Genomic DNA, 15,709 nt, shown 5'->3' on the forward strand with positions numbered 1-15,709 from the left:
GTACTCCGGCTAGACTATCCCGACGACACTGCCGGTAAACAAACACATGACCACCAGGGTCAGGGCTGAGGCGACATACATCAGGCGGATACTGGCGGTAATATCGTCCAAAACGATGTCGCGCCGCGCTTCGCCAATCCAGGGTTTTTCTACCCGTTGGTTAAAATAAGTATTGGGGCCGCCCAGACGGATGCCCAGTGCGCCGGCCACGGTGGCTTCCGACCAGGCACAATTCGGGCTCTTATGCTGATACCGATCACGCCAGCCAATACGCCAGGCATTGCGTCCATCCAGGCCCAGCACCCCGGCGGCCAGCGCCAGTACTACCCAACCCAAGCGTGCCGGCAGACAGTTGGCCAAGTCATCCATCCGGGCCGATACGCAGCCGATTGCCTGGTATTGCGGCGTGCGGTATCCCACCATGGAATCCAGGGTATTCACCGCTTTATAGGCCATGGCCAAGGGCACCCCGCCGATAAACAACCAGAACAGCGGCGCGATCACCCCATCAACGGTATTTTCCGCCACTGTTTCCACCACCGCCCGCATGATTTGTGGCCGCGACAGATTCTGCGTATCACGCCCGACAATGTAGGAGAGTTGCTGGCGGGACGCTTCCAGGCTGTCGGAACGCAACGCGTAATAGACCGCCATGGCCGCATCCCGCAGACTGCGGGTCGCCAGCAGGGTGTAGGTTAACCAGGCTTGCGCCAGCCAGGTTAGGAATGAATTGAACGACAGAATGTCCATTAGCACACTGATCGACAACCAGGTACCACCCACCACTACCACCCACAACACGCCGCCACCGAAATAGAGCGCGCGTTGGCTATGGCAACCACGGCGAATGACCCGCTGGATGCCGGTAATGGCACCACCCATCCAGCGCACCGGATGTGGCCAATGCGGGGGATCACCCAACCATAAATCCAGCAAATACCCGACCAGCAGCGCACTGAGTGTCATAGCTGTTCACACCCTTGTTCTAGCCAGCGCCGCAGCAGCGCCGGGCGTTGATAAAAATGCACGTGCAAATAGCTGGCCAGAATATGGCCGCTGCCATAACCGCCGTGCCACCGCTGTACCTGACCGTCGGCGTGGGTTTTGCTCAGGCTAAACAACGCGGGCTCGTCAGTAATATATTCAGAATGATGAAATTCATGACCGCGCAACACGTCGCCCCGTTCGGTCAGCAGGTTATCGCACAGCGCCTCGGCCTCGCAGTAGCCAAAACGCTTTAGCCCGGCGCTCATCCGGCTAGTGCCGCGCAGCAGTCCTACCATGGGAAAAGAAAGACCCTGCCGATCTTCCAGAGCAGCGCCAAGATACATAAGACCGCCGCACTCGGCGTAAATGGCCGTCCCACGCTGGCCGGCACGCAGCAGCGACGCGCGCATCGCGTGGTTACCCGCCAAGCGTTCGGCAAACATTTCAGGAAAACCGCCGCCGATATACACCATCTGGCAGTCGGGGAGTTCGTTATCATCCAGTGGGCTAAAGGGGATGATGGTGACACCGATATCCTGCAGCAATTGCAGGTTATCTGGATAATAAAAATGGAAGGCTTCGTCTTGTGCCAGAGCCAGCCGCAGACGTGGATAACGAATATTAGCCGGTGGCATGGGGAGCCGTCCGGTAGTCGGGGTGCAGTCGGATAAGCTCAGCAGTTGGTCGATATCGATATGCTGTTCGACGCAGGCGGCCAGTTGGTCCCATTGTTCTTGTAGACGAGGACTCTCTTGGGCAGGCACCAACCCAAGGTGTCTTGAAGGCAGTTCCCACTCTGTTAGTGGTGGTAAATAGCCCAACACCGGCACATCGCAGTAACGGGTAATAGCGGTCTTAATTAAATGGTAATGACGTTGTGTGGCCACGCGGTTAACGATAATCCCGGCGATATTCACCGCAGGATCGAACAGCTGAAAACCGAGCACCATAGCGGCAGCTGAGGTGGAAACCGCCTTGCCGTCGATAACCAATATCACCGGCACACCCAACAGTTTGGCCAGCGCCGCACTGCTACACTCCCCTTCGCTCCCCAAACCGTCATACAGACCCATCACGCCTTCAATAATCCCCACGTCGGCGTCGGCCATATGTTGGCTAAACAACCCGCACAGGGTGTCGGGGTGCAACATGTAAGCATCAAGATTGTGTGAGGCAATGCCGCTGACCGCGTGATGCCATCCGGTATCAATATAGTCCGGTCCGCATTTGAACGGTTGTACCCGCAGGCCGCGCAACGCCAGCGCGCGTAACACCCCAAGCGTCAGCAAGGTTTTTCCAGCCCCGCTTTGCGCCCCGCCGATCAGAATTGCTTTCATCTTAATCCCGTAAGACCCTGGATGGACTACGGGATTGTCATAAACAACGGCTGCGGGTCGCCTTCAACCCAACGGCAGTGTTAGGACAACCCACTTCCCACCGAAGGAGTTGTTACTGAGCCTAGGCTACGAATTATCAGGCAGGTCTTCTGGCTGAGCGTCATCCTCATCCGGTCCTTCCCAATCAGGTTGAATTGATCAGTGGTGACACCGGATTCGTCGGCATTACAGCAGCGGGGGCTGCGGAGGATTTTCACCTCCTTCCCTTACGGCCTTGCGGCGCGTTTGACCTGATAATGATGTTGCTATTGATAATCTAAAGTATCTGACAGCGATATACCCCAGATTGGATCAAAAAAAGGTCCGCTGACGCTTATTTAATTGAACGTGGTGGAATTAATGATGGACACCCGCAGCGGCGGTGGTGATCTTCCCATGTTGTCGTTTATTGCCGAGCATGAACATAAATCTACCAAACCATTGCTCGAGATCATGAATAACCCATCTGGTCTGCCTGGTGTCTCTGGGATCTCTACTGATTGTCGTGATATGTTAAGCGCCGCCGAAATGGGTAACCCCCGCTCAGCGCTGGCGGTGATCCCAACCAACGAAGGGTGATTGAACGCGCGCGACCTTATGCGTGTCGGTCTAAGATATATGCAAGAGGTGCAACATGTCGGGTAAGGTATGGTTGGTGGGCGCTGGCCCTGGCGATCCCAAGCTGATTACGTTAATGGGGATGGAATGCCTGCACCAGGCGGATGCGGTGGTTTATGACCGGCTGGTGAATCCCCTGCTACTGGCGCAAGCCCCAGCAGACTGCGTATTGATTGACGTAGGAAAACGGGCGGATCATCACCCGATCCCCCAGGAGCAGATCAATAGCATTCTGATCGAGCAGGCGCGTCTGGGTCGCAATGTAGTCAGATTAAAAGGTGGCGATCCTTTTGTCTTTGGCCGCGGCGGTGAAGAAGCCGAAGCGCTGGTGCGCGCAGGCATTACCTGTGAAGTGGTGCCCGGTATTACCTCAGCCATCGGCGGACTGGCACGCGCCGGAATACCCGTGACCCACCGTGACTTTGCCTCGTCATTTCATGTAATTACCGGGCATCTGCGCGAGGGTAAAGATCCGCATAATTGGCAGCTGCTGGCGCAGTTGGACGGCACGCTGGTGATCTTGATGGGCATGTCACGTCTGGCCGAAATTTGCCAGACGTTAATCGCGCATGGTCGTCGGGCCGATACGCCTGCCGCCGTCGTCATGAACGCCAGCCATCCCGAGCAGCGTATGGTATTAGCGCCGTTAGGGGAACTGTCGGAACAGGCCACCTTGGCGGGCCTGTCCGCGCCGTCGCTGATCGTGATTGGTGAAGTGACATCGTTGGCGCTGTTACAATCGTTGTAATCATCTCACCGGAGTGGGATGCTGCGTAATGGCATTCTGGGTTAACCCAGAGGTAATGGAGTCACTATGGACGAGCGCGGACAACATGGCGGTAACGTGCGGGAGATGGCACAAAAATGGGGGTTGGACGAAACGGCGATCCTTGATTTTAGCGCCAATATTAATCCCCTAGGCATGCCGACAAGTCTGAAGCAGGCGATCGTTAACCGGCTTGATCTGGCGGAAAGCTACCCCGACCCTGAATATCAGCGGCTGCATGCACGGCTGGCCCAGCATCATCATTGTCCAGCATCCTGGATCCTGGCGGGGAATGGCGCCACCGAGCTGATTTTCGATCTTGCCAGCCTGTTGCGGCATAAAACCGTGTTGCTATTGACACCAAGCTTTGGCGAATACCGGCGCGCGCTGCAATGGATGGACTGCCGACTGGAGGAGTATCCCCTGGCGGAAGAGGATGATTTTCGTCCGGACACGCGGTTATTAGCCGCTCTGCGACCAGGCATCGACTGCGTATTTCTCTGTACCCCCAACAACCCTACCGGACAGCTGATGGAGACATCCCTGCTGCTGGCTATCGCCCAACGCTGCCAGGAACTGTCGATTATGCTGGTGGTAGATGAAGCTTTCATGGATTTTATCCCCGACGGTGTCAGTTTGACTGACTCTTTGCAACGATTCAGCCAGGTATTTGTCCTGCGTTCATTAACCAAATTTTATGCTATTCCAGGCCTGCGACTAGGTTATATGGTGAGCAGCAACACAACGGCCATGGCACAACTGCGGCAAAGGCGCCCCCCGTGGACGCTCAATGCGTTCGCCGCACTGGCGGGTGAAATCCTGCTCGACGACCGAGACTACCAACACGCTACCTGGCGCTGGCTAAAACAAGAACAAACCACCCTGACCGCAGGCCTGCGTACGATACGGCAGTTGCGGGTCTGGCAGCCGACGGCAAATTACATTTTTTTCCGCTGCTTGCGTCCGGCGCTGGATCTACAAGCGGCATTACTGAGCCCCGTAGTCGCCACCGGCGCCGCTGAGGTCATCACCCTTTCGCCCCGGCCATTGATCAGGCGTTGCGCAAACTATCCTGGCCTGAACGGCAATTTTTATCGTGTAGCCATCAAGGGACCGAAAGATAACCAGCTTCTTTTACACGAACTGCAACGGGTATTTTCCTATGGCTGAAGCCCGCTGCCCCGCCTCCTGCGGCGAACTCATCCAGGGCTGGATCGCCGGTGGCGAGAAGCTCATCTCATGCCCGATTGATTGGTATAGTGAAGTGGAGGTGCGCGAAGGCGATGCCGCTGGCGATGAGCGCCAACTTAGCCGCCGTATGTTGAATCAGGTGATAAAACATTTTGGCTATCGCGCCAACGATCTACCACCGCTGCGCATAGAATGCCGCTCGACCATTCCCATCGCCAAAGGACTCGCCAGCAGCACCGCAGATATTGCCGCCACCGCCGTCGCCACGGCACGCCTGCTGCGACAAAGCTTGGATGAAGCAACGCTGGCCAGGTTGTGCCTGCAGATTGAGCCCACCGATAGCACCATCTTTCGCGCGCTGACGTTGTTTGATCACCGGCATGGAGAGTGCTGTATATCCTGCCATTGGCAGCCCTCTTTGGACATTTTGATCCTGGAAAGTGCACAGACCCTCACCACCGCCGATTTTCATCGCCGGGTGGGGCTCAGCCATCTACAGCGTCAGGCACACCAGTTAGATAAATCCTGGCGGCAGTTCCAACTGGCCAGTCGCAGCCAATCCTTGCGGCGATTAGGCGAAGCCGCCATGCTCAGCGCCTGTGCCAGCAACCAGTATTTGCCAAAACCCGCCTTCGACGGCTTACGGCGAGTGGTGGAACAGCAGGATCTCTATGGGATCAACGTCGCCCATAGCGGTACCGTAGTCGGATTACTGTTTGACCATCGCCAGCACGACCCGCAACAACTGCTGGCACGGCTCGACACAGCCGGCATTTTATTACATTACCCGCATCAACATGTGACTCATCTGGTTGCGGGAGGCGTCAGTTGACACGTTTTGACGACTCACTTAAGCATGCAACGATAAACCCAGGCTGGCGGCATATTTTTTAACACGCGAGTGCGTTGCCAGATGAAACAACGGGACAAATCCGCCTGGGTCAATGAGGTATATTGAAACTGAATAAAAACGCCATCAGGCGCAAGTGACTCTCGAACAGCGCCAAGAACAGCACGGCGGACGTTCACCGGGAGCGACAATAAGGGTAGACCAGAAAAAATCACATCATATTCCCCAGCCAGATACTCTGCGGAACACGGCCGGACTTTTAAACGGGGATCATCAATCGCCTGCAGCTTCACCAACAGGGATGGACTGATTTCAAACGCATCCAGCCCAGCCTGGGGCAACATGCGCGAGAGTAAAATTCGCGTCAATACGCCATCTCCAGCACCCAACTCAGCAATAGCCAGAGCAGAAGACCAGTCTGCACCCTCCGCCATGGTATTGCACAGCGTAACCGAGGATGGAGTCAAACTGCCCATACTGCGAGGATGTTTAATAAACTGATGAACAAAGTAGGCTTTGGAACGCATCAGGTTAAAAGCAGTTGCCAACATACATGCTCCTTTCCGTCGGATTTTGTTAGATACCAAGCCTACTACAGATTTCTTAACGTTTACTTAACGCTTACCTTACTCGATGATGTTGAAACGTATTTGCACACAAAGCCCCTGCTCTCGCGCACCGGCGCTGAGTAATACGCTTGCGCGGTGACATTCGGCAATGCGTTTTACTATGGATAATCCCAGTCCACTTCCTGCGAAGTCCTGACTTTGCGCACGATAAAATCGCTCAAAAACCCGTGCACGTTCGTTTTCCGCAATACCGGGGCCGGTATCACAGACGGACAGCACAACCGCCCCCTCATTCCGATAAACAGCAAGGTCAACTTGACCATGCCGAGGCGTGTAGCGCAGTGCATTACTGACCAGATTACTGAGCAAAATATGCAATGCCTCTTGATCCCCGGTGACGCTAATTTTATCCTGCGTAATCAGCCCCAGATCGATTGCTTTGATTTCAGCACTCAGCAGGTGCTCAATAATCACGGTTCGGCACAGCGATAACAAATCAACTGGACACAACGACGCCAGAGCATCAGGTTCAAGCCTTGCTAAGGCCAATAACTGTTGTACCAAACGAGAAAACCGCTCAACACCATACTGAAGTTCGGCCAATGCCAGTTGGCGTTCCTGTTCATTACCGGCTTGCTGCGCCAGTTGATTCTGAATACCAATTGCCATTGCCGGTGTGCGCAATTCATGAGCCGCATCGGCAATGAAATTTTTCTGCATAATAAATGCCTGGTCCAGTCGTTGTAACAGGTCATTAATTCTATATACCAGTGGCTTAACCTCTTCCGGTAATGACTCGGGCATAATTGGCGTCAGGCTGTTGACATCGCGACGACCCAGCTCCTCGCCGATTTTTCCCAAGGGTTTCAATCCATAGCTAATACCAAACCACAAAAATAGGGCTAATAATGGAAGCAATGAGAGAACCGGCCAGAACAGATGGATTGACAAACCGGCCAGTGCTTCCCATCGCGCGTCCTGTGCCTGGGCGACACGAATAACCTGGTTGCCGCGTCGCTCAACAAAGGTATGCCATGTTTGTCCGAGAAAAACGATATTCTGCAATCCTTCGCCCTTTGGCGCAGGTGGTGTCAGTGAAGGATCAGTTGAAAAAATCATTTTGTCCTGACTCCACACCTGCAACAGAACTTTGTCTACATCAACTTTTTCCTTATGCTTTACTTTGCTAAGGAAATCAACCTGGGTATCTCCCGAAATGTTGGTGTGTTCTGCAATGTAACGCATTTGATCATTAAGCAAGTCATTCAGCTCACTGGAGGCGCCCAAATAAGTACCAATACTCGCCAGCACGCCGGCAAGAAATGTTGCTGGGAGTAACCATAACAGCAACCGACGGCGCAGGGATTTCATGAACCAGAGATGTGGGCGGCGAATCCAGGCTTTCATTTTCCTTCACCAATGCGATAACCCACGCCACGTATCGTGCGGATCACCCCCGGGCTGAGTCTTTTTCGCAGATTGGAAATATGGACTTCGATCACATTGCTGCTCAATTCCTCCCCCCACCCATACAAGCGCTCCTCCAACTGCTCGCGTGACAACACCGCATAAGGTTCACGCATCAGTTCATGTAAGATCGCAAATTCTTTGACCGATAAACTGACCGGCTGATCATCAAACCAGATCATATGACGAACAGGGTCAAGTCTTAGCGCGCCTACCACCAATTCAGTCTTTACCCGGCCTGACTGTCGACGACATACTGCATTAATGCGCGCTAGCAGTTCTTCCAGCGCGAATGGCTTCACGATGTAATCGTCAGCACCATTATTAAGTCCATCGACCCGATCACTCAGTGCATCTCGGGCGGTAATGATGATAGCCGGAAGTATTTCGTTATGGCGTCGTAGCGTTTTGAGCACTGACATTCCGTCCTGCCTTGGCAGCCCAAGATCAAGCAGCAAAAGTGCGTAAGGGGTTGTCTCCAGCGCTAAGGCAGCAGCTATACCGTCTTGAACCCAGTCGACCGTGTAGCCATTTTTTTTTAGACCCTGTTGTAATCCTTTACCCACCATAGGATCATCTTCGACCAGAAGTAATCGCATACGTTATCTATCCTTATTCAGCAAAACCACAAATGCGTAGTCCGTTTCTCATCACAAAAGAGCGCCGCTGCTATCTAGTGCTCTTCCGACATTATTTATTGCTTTTGATGCGTTTTTGCCAGACCAGCAGACCCGCAGTAATCACGCCGGCACCAAGAAAAACAACCAGTAAGATGAGCAATATTTCCATAACCAAATTACTGTGATGGGGTAATTTTGGGATAGTGGTAATCATGCCCCCTATCTTAGTCATGATATAAACCCATAGCAGTGCACTCAACCCATTATATAGCTGAAAACGAGAATGGTTTAATGTGGACATTCCGGCAAGTAAGGGAGCAGCGTTCTGACGAACCCTAAACATTTCCTTAAGGCCTGCTTAAACGCCCGGTTGCAAATAGCGAGCTACTATTTTTCCTCCCTCAGTCTCGACTAAGTTTGCTGCTGTAGATTCTCTATTACGCAGACAGATGCGCAACTTAGGAGAATTTTTATGAAACGTTTAATCCCAATTGCTGTATTGGCCATGGTACTGAGCGGCTTAGGTAGCACCGCTTTCGCAAATACCCTGAATGGCTCTCAGTCGCTGAATTCTGGTGTACAGCAACATCATATGAAGGCACAAGAAATTACGCATTCCGATGCAGCTAAACACCAAAAAATAGGTGATATATCCATAACTCAAGACGGATTTGTTATGGATAATGCCCAACTGGCAAAAGCCGTCGGTGAAAAAGGTGGGAAATATTTCGTCATCATCGGCCAACAAGGGGAGCAAGGTCATAAAACGGTCGAAGCAATAATGTATTCATAATCCGATTATTGTAACCCACCCGATCATCCGCCTGAAGTCCCCGTCATTCATGGACAAGGTCCGATAAATCAGTAAGGAAAGCCGGCCCGCATAATGCGGGCTTTACCCTTTTATTGAAGGTCAGGCATGATGTTTAATGTTGAACTTAATCGATAGGGGAACAATTCTCTCCCGCGGTATTCAAACTTGATACTATCAAGATGCGCAAGATGCGTGAGTTCTCGCTTGTGAGCAATATTCACGATAGTACAAGGAATCGTTCCTCTACGTCGCGTCAGGGTGCTTTTTTTCATCAGCGTGATAGTATCAAGCTGCAAAAAAGGGTTGTCCTGCAGCTTGGCAACGTTAAATATCGCAGCAAAACACCGAAAAACCGCCAAGTGGTTATAGATATCATGATTCGACTCAATGTCAGTTTGCATATCACGCAGCGCCGCCACAAACGTCCCCTGGATCTGCCGCAAGACCTCGGTCTGGATCCTGTAGGTCGCCACCGCCATCAGTTTGTATTTTTTACCTAGATTGTTCCTGTGGTTCCTGGCGGCATAACGTTCCAGCGATTGAATAAACTGATGGGCGGTATAATCGGTTCCTTTACGCATTTTATTGTTACCCACTAACACCCGATCCTTTAGCGCTAAAAACTCACCCAATGTGGTGTTTTTAGTCCACAACGCCAAAGATTGTTTTATTCTGCGCGGCCAGGAAAGCCTGATGTTGGGTTGCACACTGCCCACTTCCGGGATCAGGCAGCATGCCAGTAAGGACAGGTTGGTTTTATAGTCACCCTTGGATAAAATGAAGGTGCTGATATTTTTGCCGGACTTGGTTTCTTGATAACCATAATCGTGGTTAATCGCATTACGTAAACCCTCGCGTATTGTGCAAAGCAGCAGATGAATATCCTGCGGTATCTTATTTAATAAAGAACCTATGTGGGCATCTATGCCCACACCCGCGGGGCTTATCATATTGGATTGGGAATCGACTTTCGGTCTGGCAATAGTATGGCTTTCGCTATTTGAAACCAAAGGGCTACCGTCTAAACGCAGGGTTGCGCCGTCAATGCGATAATGCCTGGCAAGTGGTAGTCTGGTGGTGGGTAATTTTTGGTTGAATTCTTCTAACAAGGGCATTGGCAAGCAAAAAAGATCATCACTGAAATAAGGCGCTCGTGTCATTGGGATCGGCATGATCTTCATTTCCCGAAAGGCAAACCCAGACGGGACAAGATAGGCTTCATTTCGGGTATTTATTTGCTGATAAGATTTATCATCCTGAAATGTCACGTTCTCTGTTTTTTGTTTATTGATCTCGAAAAAGTTAAGTGCCCCCCCAATGCCCAACGCCGTGCGCGGCAGCACCACAAACGTTGAGGGGGTAGCCATAAAACCCACCTGGGCACGCAGTTCGCTTTTCCCTTCGATAAGCAATGTGGAATTTTTTTTCTTGTTCACTTTTAGAGAGATATTTTCTGCGAGTACGTTGAGTTCACCCTCGCGCGCACGCAACAAAAATAGACATTCAATAAATATATCCAAATGTTCAACAGCAAAATCAAAGCTAAAGTTTCGGTTTAACTCCAATTTATGCACTAGAATAATATTCATTTCAACCGGCAAAATCGTTCCAAGATCAATGCCATTCAGGGTTGTTAACTTAAAATTATCCTCAAGTCCCTGCCCGGTTCCAAGTAGCCCGATCCAAGACTTAACACGGGTTCTTTCATACACCAGCTTAATGTTACCGTTTTCGAGTTTTGAACATAACAGTGCCGCACCTTTTTGTTTACGAAAAAGAATGCCGCTAAACCACCCTGGCATAAACGGGATCCCGGCAGCAGCAATACCAAAGAAAAAAGAGGCTTCAAACATATCACTTAATGATATTGAATCTTTAGCGCCTAATAAATTAATAGCATATTTTATTTTATTCGCGATATGGTCGCGCACCTCTAGATAACTGGTCGCCGAGTCAAACACCCTGCTCATGCCTGGGTTACGGGCAATTGAGCCGATTTCATCGATTTCATCGTCGAAATCGCGGTAAATATCCCGGATTGATGAAATCGGGTTTTTCTTCACCGCATAACGTGCCGATTGTGCCAGATAGTAGAATCCGGGGTCGAGTCCTTTTACTAATTCCTTGACCGCCTGGCGGTTATCACCCGCGTAGTGGCGTTGTTTCGCCACCTTGGCTTTTTCGCGAAACGTATCTATAGGAACGGATACCAACGGAATATGACGGCTACTGAAATTGCCCAAACGCCCGCTGTCGAACGGCAATCCGGAATGCACTTTTTCATGGGGATCCTCGCCCATACCCGAAAGAACACCCTGCGGTGGTTTATGACTCAGATGTCTGACCCTATAGCGGTATATGTCGATATGCCGAGGAGAAAAATAGTACACCTGTTTTTTATGGCCGAGGGTGCTAACAACTTTAATCACATTGAATAGCGTGGTCACGGCTTCTACTCGGCACCCCAAGGGTAAAGGCAACGTTAAACGTTTGAGCGTAACCCTATGATTAAAATTATCAATATTTCCCATGTTGTTTTTTAGATATAATGAACCTTCATGTAAGATCAACGACACTGAGCAATGTTCATCCAACCTGATGTTGACCCTGTCCGGGCGTTCCGCGGTCAAGATGGTTTTTCGCAGACGGATATTGATACTTGAAGACAACTCATTAATATCATCAACACTAAAGTGCTTGGTTATCATTTTAGTACTGAGTTCTACATCATAATACAGATCAAGATTTTTCACCTTGGCGAGCAATTTCCCATGGCTGTTTACCCATAATTTTTCGAATGTAAGGTGATACTTATCCTTCAATTCTATCGGTGCACAGTAAAATGTCTTCATGCCACGAAATTTTTTCCACAAATACTTCATTAAACCTTTTGATTTACCTTTAATTAATAGCAGATTGCCTGCATCATCTAGGGTGATACCTTGATGTAAAACACAATTATGCTGTAATGCACCCAAATAAAGGTAATTTTCAGCATCAAGCAAATACTCGTTATTTAAACACACATAGAACAACGTGCTGTTGCTGCTTATCATCTCAGGATAGGATAAAACGGGCAATGGAATGACCTTGGTTCGTCGTAATGGAAATGATAATTGCCCCTCTCTACATGAAGTTATACTGGCATGAGCATGCAAAGCGTCAGGGACAGATATATTTTTTGACAGTGGCAATGACGACGATTGTGGGGTATTATGAATTTTTGTTAACTTATCTACTACTGATGTAACATCGAACTTGTGTTGATCATTAAAAATGGCCGCATCGCCCTTTATTACGCCCGTTTCAAAACGTGAATACGTTTTGTCGATTACCTTCATACCCCTCCCGCTTATAAAGGAAATTATTCATTTTTTCCATTTTCCCCACATGGAAATATGATATTTCCTTGTGGGGAAAATACCTGTTAATTATCGATGATATGTTTTTATTCGGCCATTAAAATAATATGTTCTAGCTCTCAGTCTTACGACAAGAAAGCTTGTTGTTGCTGATAAATCATTTATTCAAAAAATGTTGCACGAAAAAACGCCCTACCGAAACGTTGTATTCTGGCCAAGAACAATGACGTGTCGAATCAACCACCGACGTGTACCGCTAACGGGGCGTTAGCGGTACACGTCGGTTAAACAACATGGAGAAAGGATAAAGCTGAGGCTTACGGGTAACAATAAACGATCGTGGCAGGCCCCTATAATACCGTTAGCGTCGGCGTCGAGCAAAACGCTCCCCATTATCAACCCGGGCCGCTTCTGATTTTTTCAATGCAACATAACACGCGCCAGCACCCCCATGGTGCTGCTGGGCAAGGCAAAAAGCCTGCACTTGAGGAAACTGTGCCAACCAGCGGGCCACAAAACTGCGAACAATATTGGCATGGCTGCGGTCGTGGCGACCCTTGCCATGAATAATCAGCACCGTACGAATGGAGGTTCGCTCTAGCCTCTGCATACATTCAAACAACTGTTGCCGACAGGTTTCCACCGGCGCGCGAGTCAGATTCAGACTGGCATCCGGTTGATAGCGGCCAGCGCTTAACTTATCCAGCACGCCTTGCTGAATCCCGTCTTGTTTATAGGATAACGGCGTATCGAGCGGTATGACATCGAGAAAGTCCGTGGTGAGAAAATTATCGGCGCCGGTATCTTCTTGTGGCCGATGTGATGGCCGACCGGGTTTCTGCTGTAAAAAAACCACATTGGCAGTATCTTTCAGCGGTTTGACATCGTTCATGGCCTCTTTGAACAACCTATCATCATTAGCGGTCATTGCTTGTCACTCACGCGTCGCGGGCGGGGCCGCCCCCACCCTGGGTGGATCATTCACACATAGATGATGCTAGTGCTATTTTACGTCGATCTTTGTTTTACTATAAGCTCGCCCCAACGGCAACCACCAGTTCATATCTGTGCTTTTATCCGTCAAAGCGATGCGAACGCGTGGCCGATCACTGAGGCGGATGCTGCGTAAGCCTGCTGTTCCAGCGCAGTAAGGGGAACAGGCAGCGCGCGCACAATCCCGGCGGCACCAATAACCGCTGGTTGACCGATATAAACCCCCTGCGGCTCATCCCAAGCCGACACTGGAAATACCGTACGAGCATCGCACAACACCGAGTCGACCAAACGCGCACTCGCGGTCCCAATGCCAAAACTGGTCCATCCCTTGCCTAAAAGAATGTCCCCACCGCCACCGCGAACCTGATCCTTTAGCGCGGCCAAATCGAGGTTTTTTGTGGTTTCCCATTCGGTTATCGGGCGTTCGCCGATGCGTACCGTGCTCCAGGCAACGAATTGAGACTCGCCATGTTCGCCCATCACATAACCACTAACACTTTTCGGATCGACGTCAAAGAACTCACCGACCACCCGTTTCATACGCGCCGTATCGAGCGACGTGCCGGTACCCAATACCCGCGCCTTAGGCAGACCACTGACCTGTTGTATTATCATGGTGATAACATCGCAGGGGTTGGTGATATTGATAATGACACCGTCAAAACCACTGTCCATGATCCGTGGTACCACCTGCCTGACCGTGGCGCTGGTTTCCAGCAGTTCTTCCATGCGGTCTGAACGCAGCAACGTCTTGGGGCCGATGGCCATGACTATCACATGTGCTTGTCGCAACGCGGAGTAATCATTTACCCGGATATGCACGCGCGACGTTACCAGCGATGCCATATCGCGTAATTCCAATCCCTGACTGCGCGCTTTGGCCTCATTATCGTCAATAAGTACAATTTCATCGCACAATCCTTGGGTGACCAGCGAAAAAGCCGTATCGGCGCCAACATGGCCGGTACCGATAATTCCCACGATCCGTCTCATATCCCTGTCTCCTGATTTTAAAGACATTTAGCTATAATATTTTTTTACATTACTCCTTTTAAAAAGCAAAACCCACCCCAATATTCCCTTTCTACCGGGACTTATTTTAGCTAAATGTGCACCCATGACGTTGGATACTTTATCAACGGTACCAATTGATGTTAAAATTGACCCAAATCAAGTAATGCATGAGTGGCGACATATGATCATCCAGGAAAAGCGTGTTATCAGACGAATCCAGTCTGGCGGTTGTGCCATCCACTGCCAGGATTGTAGTATCAGCCAATTGTGTATTCCCTTTACGCTAAATGAGCATGAACTGGACCAGCTCGACAACATCATTGAGCGCAAAAAACCGATTCAGAAAGGCCAGGCACTGTTCAAGGCTGGGGATGAACTGAAATCCCTCTATGCCATACGGTCAGGTACCATCAAAAGTTATACCATCACCGAACAGGGTGACGAACAGATCACCGGTTTCCATCTGGCGGGCGATCTCGTGGGATTCGACGCCATCGGCGCAGGTCAGCACCCAAGCTTTGCACAAGCACTGGAAACCTCGATGGTCTGTGAAATTCCATTTGAGACTCTCGATGACTTGTCCGGTAAAATGCCTAACCTGCGCCAGCAAATGATGCGCCTGATGAGCGGTGAGATTAAGGGTGATCAGGATATGATCCTGCTACTGTCGAAAAAGAACGCCGAGGAGCGCCTGGCAGCCTTTGTCTATAATCTTTCCCGGCGGTTTGCTCAGCGCGGGTTCTCACCGCGAGAATTTCGGCTCACCATGACCCGGGGCGATATTGGCAACTATTTGGGTTTGACAGTAGAGACCATCAGCCGGCTGTTGGGCCGTTTTCAGAAAAGCGGCATGCTGGCGGTAAAAGGCAAATACATTACGATCGAGGACGGCGACGCTTTGGCCGAATTGGCAGGCACGCCCCAGAAGGTGTGCTGAACCCACGGCGGTCAGACTGTGCCCGCCATTGCCCAATGACAGCGACAAAAGCGCCGTTACCCATCTAAAAACACGAAGATGTATTGCCTGGACGGAAAAATTTTTTAAATAATTGATCCGTCTTCGGTTATACCCTGTCGAT

At 50.6% G+C, this 15,709-nt stretch carries 15 protein-coding genes and 1 riboswitch; of the genes, 6 read left to right on the top strand and 9 right to left on the bottom strand.

What is annotated here, in order from left to right; genetic code table 11:
- Positions 1 to 9: 9 nt before the first annotated feature.
- On the bottom strand, positions 10 to 966 hold the full coding sequence (cbiB, locus tag SJI19_RS02040; RefSeq protein ID WP_323476604.1) for an adenosylcobinamide-phosphate synthase CbiB: 957 nt from the start codon (positions 964 to 966) through the stop codon (positions 10 to 12).
- A complete protein-coding gene (locus SJI19_RS02045; RefSeq protein ID WP_323476605.1) occupies positions 963 to 2,324 on the bottom strand; it encodes a cobyrinate a,c-diamide synthase in 1,362 nt (453 codons plus the stop codon). Before SJI19_RS02045 ends, cbiB begins: the two co-directional genes overlap by 4 nt.
- Before the next feature lie 121 nt (positions 2,325 to 2,445).
- Positions 2,446 to 2,633: riboswitch (cobalamin riboswitch) on the bottom strand.
- 90 nt (positions 2,634 to 2,723) lie between these two features.
- Between SJI19_RS02045 and SJI19_RS02050 the strand changes: the two genes are divergently transcribed.
- The 4 genes from SJI19_RS02050 (at position 2,724) to SJI19_RS02065 (ending at position 5,770) form a co-directional block, all read left to right on the top strand.
- Positions 2,724 to 2,942 carry a hypothetical protein gene (locus SJI19_RS02050; RefSeq protein WP_323476606.1) on the top strand — a complete coding sequence of 73 codons (219 nt, stop codon included), beginning with the start codon at positions 2,724 to 2,726 and terminating at the stop codon, positions 2,940 to 2,942.
- A gap of 55 nt (positions 2,943 to 2,997) precedes the next feature.
- Positions 2,998 to 3,729, top strand: a complete 732-nt coding sequence (gene cobA / locus SJI19_RS02055; protein ID WP_323476607.1) for a uroporphyrinogen-III C-methyltransferase — start codon at positions 2,998 to 3,000, stop codon at positions 3,727 to 3,729.
- Between the two features lie 66 nt (positions 3,730 to 3,795).
- Complete coding sequence (gene cobD / locus SJI19_RS02060) at positions 3,796 to 4,917, top strand: threonine-phosphate decarboxylase CobD (RefSeq protein ID WP_323476608.1); 1,122 nt, start codon at positions 3,796 to 3,798, stop codon at positions 4,915 to 4,917.
- The gene (locus SJI19_RS02065) at positions 4,910 to 5,770 is read left to right on the top strand and encodes a GHMP kinase (protein ID WP_323476609.1); all 861 of its coding nucleotides are present in this window, start codon (positions 4,910 to 4,912) and stop codon (positions 5,768 to 5,770) included. The genes cobD and SJI19_RS02065 overlap by 8 nt, the downstream gene beginning before the upstream one ends.
- 14 nt (positions 5,771 to 5,784) lie before the next feature.
- Here the strand turns inward: SJI19_RS02065 and SJI19_RS02070 are convergent, their stop codons facing one another.
- From SJI19_RS02070 to SJI19_RS02085, 4 genes are all read right to left on the bottom strand, one after another.
- Positions 5,785 to 6,339: a methyltransferase gene (locus SJI19_RS02070; RefSeq protein WP_323476610.1), complete on the bottom strand. Its 555-nt coding sequence runs from the start codon at positions 6,337 to 6,339 to the stop codon at positions 5,785 to 5,787.
- 75 nt (positions 6,340 to 6,414) lie between these two features.
- Positions 6,415 to 7,764 carry an ATP-binding protein gene (locus tag SJI19_RS02075; RefSeq protein WP_323476611.1) on the bottom strand — a complete coding sequence of 450 codons (1,350 nt, stop codon included), beginning with the start codon at positions 7,762 to 7,764 and terminating at the stop codon, positions 6,415 to 6,417.
- Positions 7,761 to 8,423 (bottom strand): response regulator, encoded by a 663-nt coding sequence (locus SJI19_RS02080; RefSeq protein ID WP_323476612.1) that lies wholly within the window; start codon positions 8,421 to 8,423, stop codon positions 7,761 to 7,763. Before SJI19_RS02080 ends, SJI19_RS02075 begins: the two co-directional genes overlap by 4 nt.
- A 91-nt stretch (positions 8,424 to 8,514) precedes the next feature.
- The gene (locus SJI19_RS02085) at positions 8,515 to 8,676 is read right to left on the bottom strand and encodes a hypothetical protein (RefSeq protein ID WP_323476613.1); all 162 of its coding nucleotides are present in this window, start codon (positions 8,674 to 8,676) and stop codon (positions 8,515 to 8,517) included.
- Between the two features lie 240 nt (positions 8,677 to 8,916).
- Between SJI19_RS02085 and SJI19_RS02090 the strand changes: the two genes are divergently transcribed.
- Positions 8,917 to 9,237, top strand: coding sequence for a DUF1471 domain-containing protein (locus tag SJI19_RS02090; RefSeq protein WP_323476614.1), 321 nt, complete (start codon positions 8,917 to 8,919; stop codon positions 9,235 to 9,237).
- A 110-nt stretch (positions 9,238 to 9,347) separates the two neighbouring features.
- On the opposite strand, the gene SJI19_RS02095 is transcribed toward SJI19_RS02090, so the two are convergent.
- The 3 genes from SJI19_RS02095 to SJI19_RS02105 form a co-directional block, all read right to left on the bottom strand.
- Positions 9,348 to 12,599: a hypothetical protein gene (locus SJI19_RS02095; RefSeq protein WP_323476615.1), complete on the bottom strand. Its 3,252-nt coding sequence runs from the start codon at positions 12,597 to 12,599 to the stop codon at positions 9,348 to 9,350.
- Positions 12,600 to 12,981: 382 nt separating this feature from the next.
- On the bottom strand, positions 12,982 to 13,548 hold the full coding sequence (smrA, locus tag SJI19_RS02100) for a DNA endonuclease SmrA (protein ID WP_323476616.1): 567 nt from the start codon (positions 13,546 to 13,548) through the stop codon (positions 12,982 to 12,984).
- Between the two features lie 152 nt (positions 13,549 to 13,700).
- The gene (locus SJI19_RS02105) at positions 13,701 to 14,609 is read right to left on the bottom strand and encodes an L-lactate dehydrogenase (RefSeq protein ID WP_323476617.1); all 909 of its coding nucleotides are present in this window, start codon (positions 14,607 to 14,609) and stop codon (positions 13,701 to 13,703) included.
- Positions 14,610 to 14,814: 205 nt separating this feature from the next.
- On the opposite strand from SJI19_RS02105, the gene fnr reads away from it, so the two are divergent.
- Positions 14,815 to 15,567: a fumarate/nitrate reduction transcriptional regulator Fnr gene (gene fnr, locus SJI19_RS02110; RefSeq protein WP_323476819.1), complete on the top strand. Its 753-nt coding sequence runs from the start codon at positions 14,815 to 14,817 to the stop codon at positions 15,565 to 15,567.
- The last annotated feature ends 142 nt before the right edge of the window (positions 15,568 to 15,709 follow it).

The organism is Acerihabitans sp. TG2 (genome assembly GCF_035013185.1).
Lineage (GTDB): Bacteria > Pseudomonadota > Gammaproteobacteria > Enterobacterales > Enterobacteriaceae > Acerihabitans.

Bases quoted from the DNA above. Each gene is read 5' to 3' on its own strand.
- cbiB (WP_323476604.1), bottom strand. From the start codon at position 966: ATGACACTCAGTGCGCTGCTGGTCGGGTATTTGCTGGATTTATGGTTG.
- SJI19_RS02045 (WP_323476605.1), bottom strand. From the start codon at position 2,324: ATGAAAGCAATTCTGATCGGCGGGGCGCAAAGCGGGGCTGGAAAAACC.
- cobD (WP_323476608.1), top strand. From the start codon at position 3,796: ATGGACGAGCGCGGACAACATGGCGGTAACGTGCGGGAGATGGCACAA.
- SJI19_RS02075 (WP_323476611.1), bottom strand. From the start codon at position 7,764: ATGAAAGCCTGGATTCGCCGCCCACATCTCTGGTTCATGAAATCCCTG.
- SJI19_RS02105 (WP_323476617.1), bottom strand. From the start codon at position 14,609: ATGAGACGGATCGTGGGAATTATCGGTACCGGCCATGTTGGCGCCGAT.
- SJI19_RS02070 (WP_323476610.1), bottom strand. From the start codon at position 6,339: ATGTTGGCAACTGCTTTTAACCTGATGCGTTCCAAAGCCTACTTTGTT.
- SJI19_RS02090 (WP_323476614.1), top strand. From the start codon at position 8,917: ATGAAACGTTTAATCCCAATTGCTGTATTGGCCATGGTACTGAGCGGC.
- SJI19_RS02095 (WP_323476615.1), bottom strand. From the start codon at position 12,599: ATGAAGGTAATCGACAAAACGTATTCACGTTTTGAAACGGGCGTAATA.
- smrA (WP_323476616.1), bottom strand. From the start codon at position 13,548: ATGACCGCTAATGATGATAGGTTGTTCAAAGAGGCCATGAACGATGTC.
- SJI19_RS02050 (WP_323476606.1), top strand. From the start codon at position 2,724: ATGATGGACACCCGCAGCGGCGGTGGTGATCTTCCCATGTTGTCGTTT.
- SJI19_RS02080 (WP_323476612.1), bottom strand. From the start codon at position 8,423: ATGCGATTACTTCTGGTCGAAGATGATCCTATGGTGGGTAAAGGATTA.
- cobA (WP_323476607.1), top strand. From the start codon at position 2,998: ATGTCGGGTAAGGTATGGTTGGTGGGCGCTGGCCCTGGCGATCCCAAG.
- SJI19_RS02085 (WP_323476613.1), bottom strand. From the start codon at position 8,676: ATGACTAAGATAGGGGGCATGATTACCACTATCCCAAAATTACCCCAT.
- SJI19_RS02065 (WP_323476609.1), top strand. From the start codon at position 4,910: ATGGCTGAAGCCCGCTGCCCCGCCTCCTGCGGCGAACTCATCCAGGGC.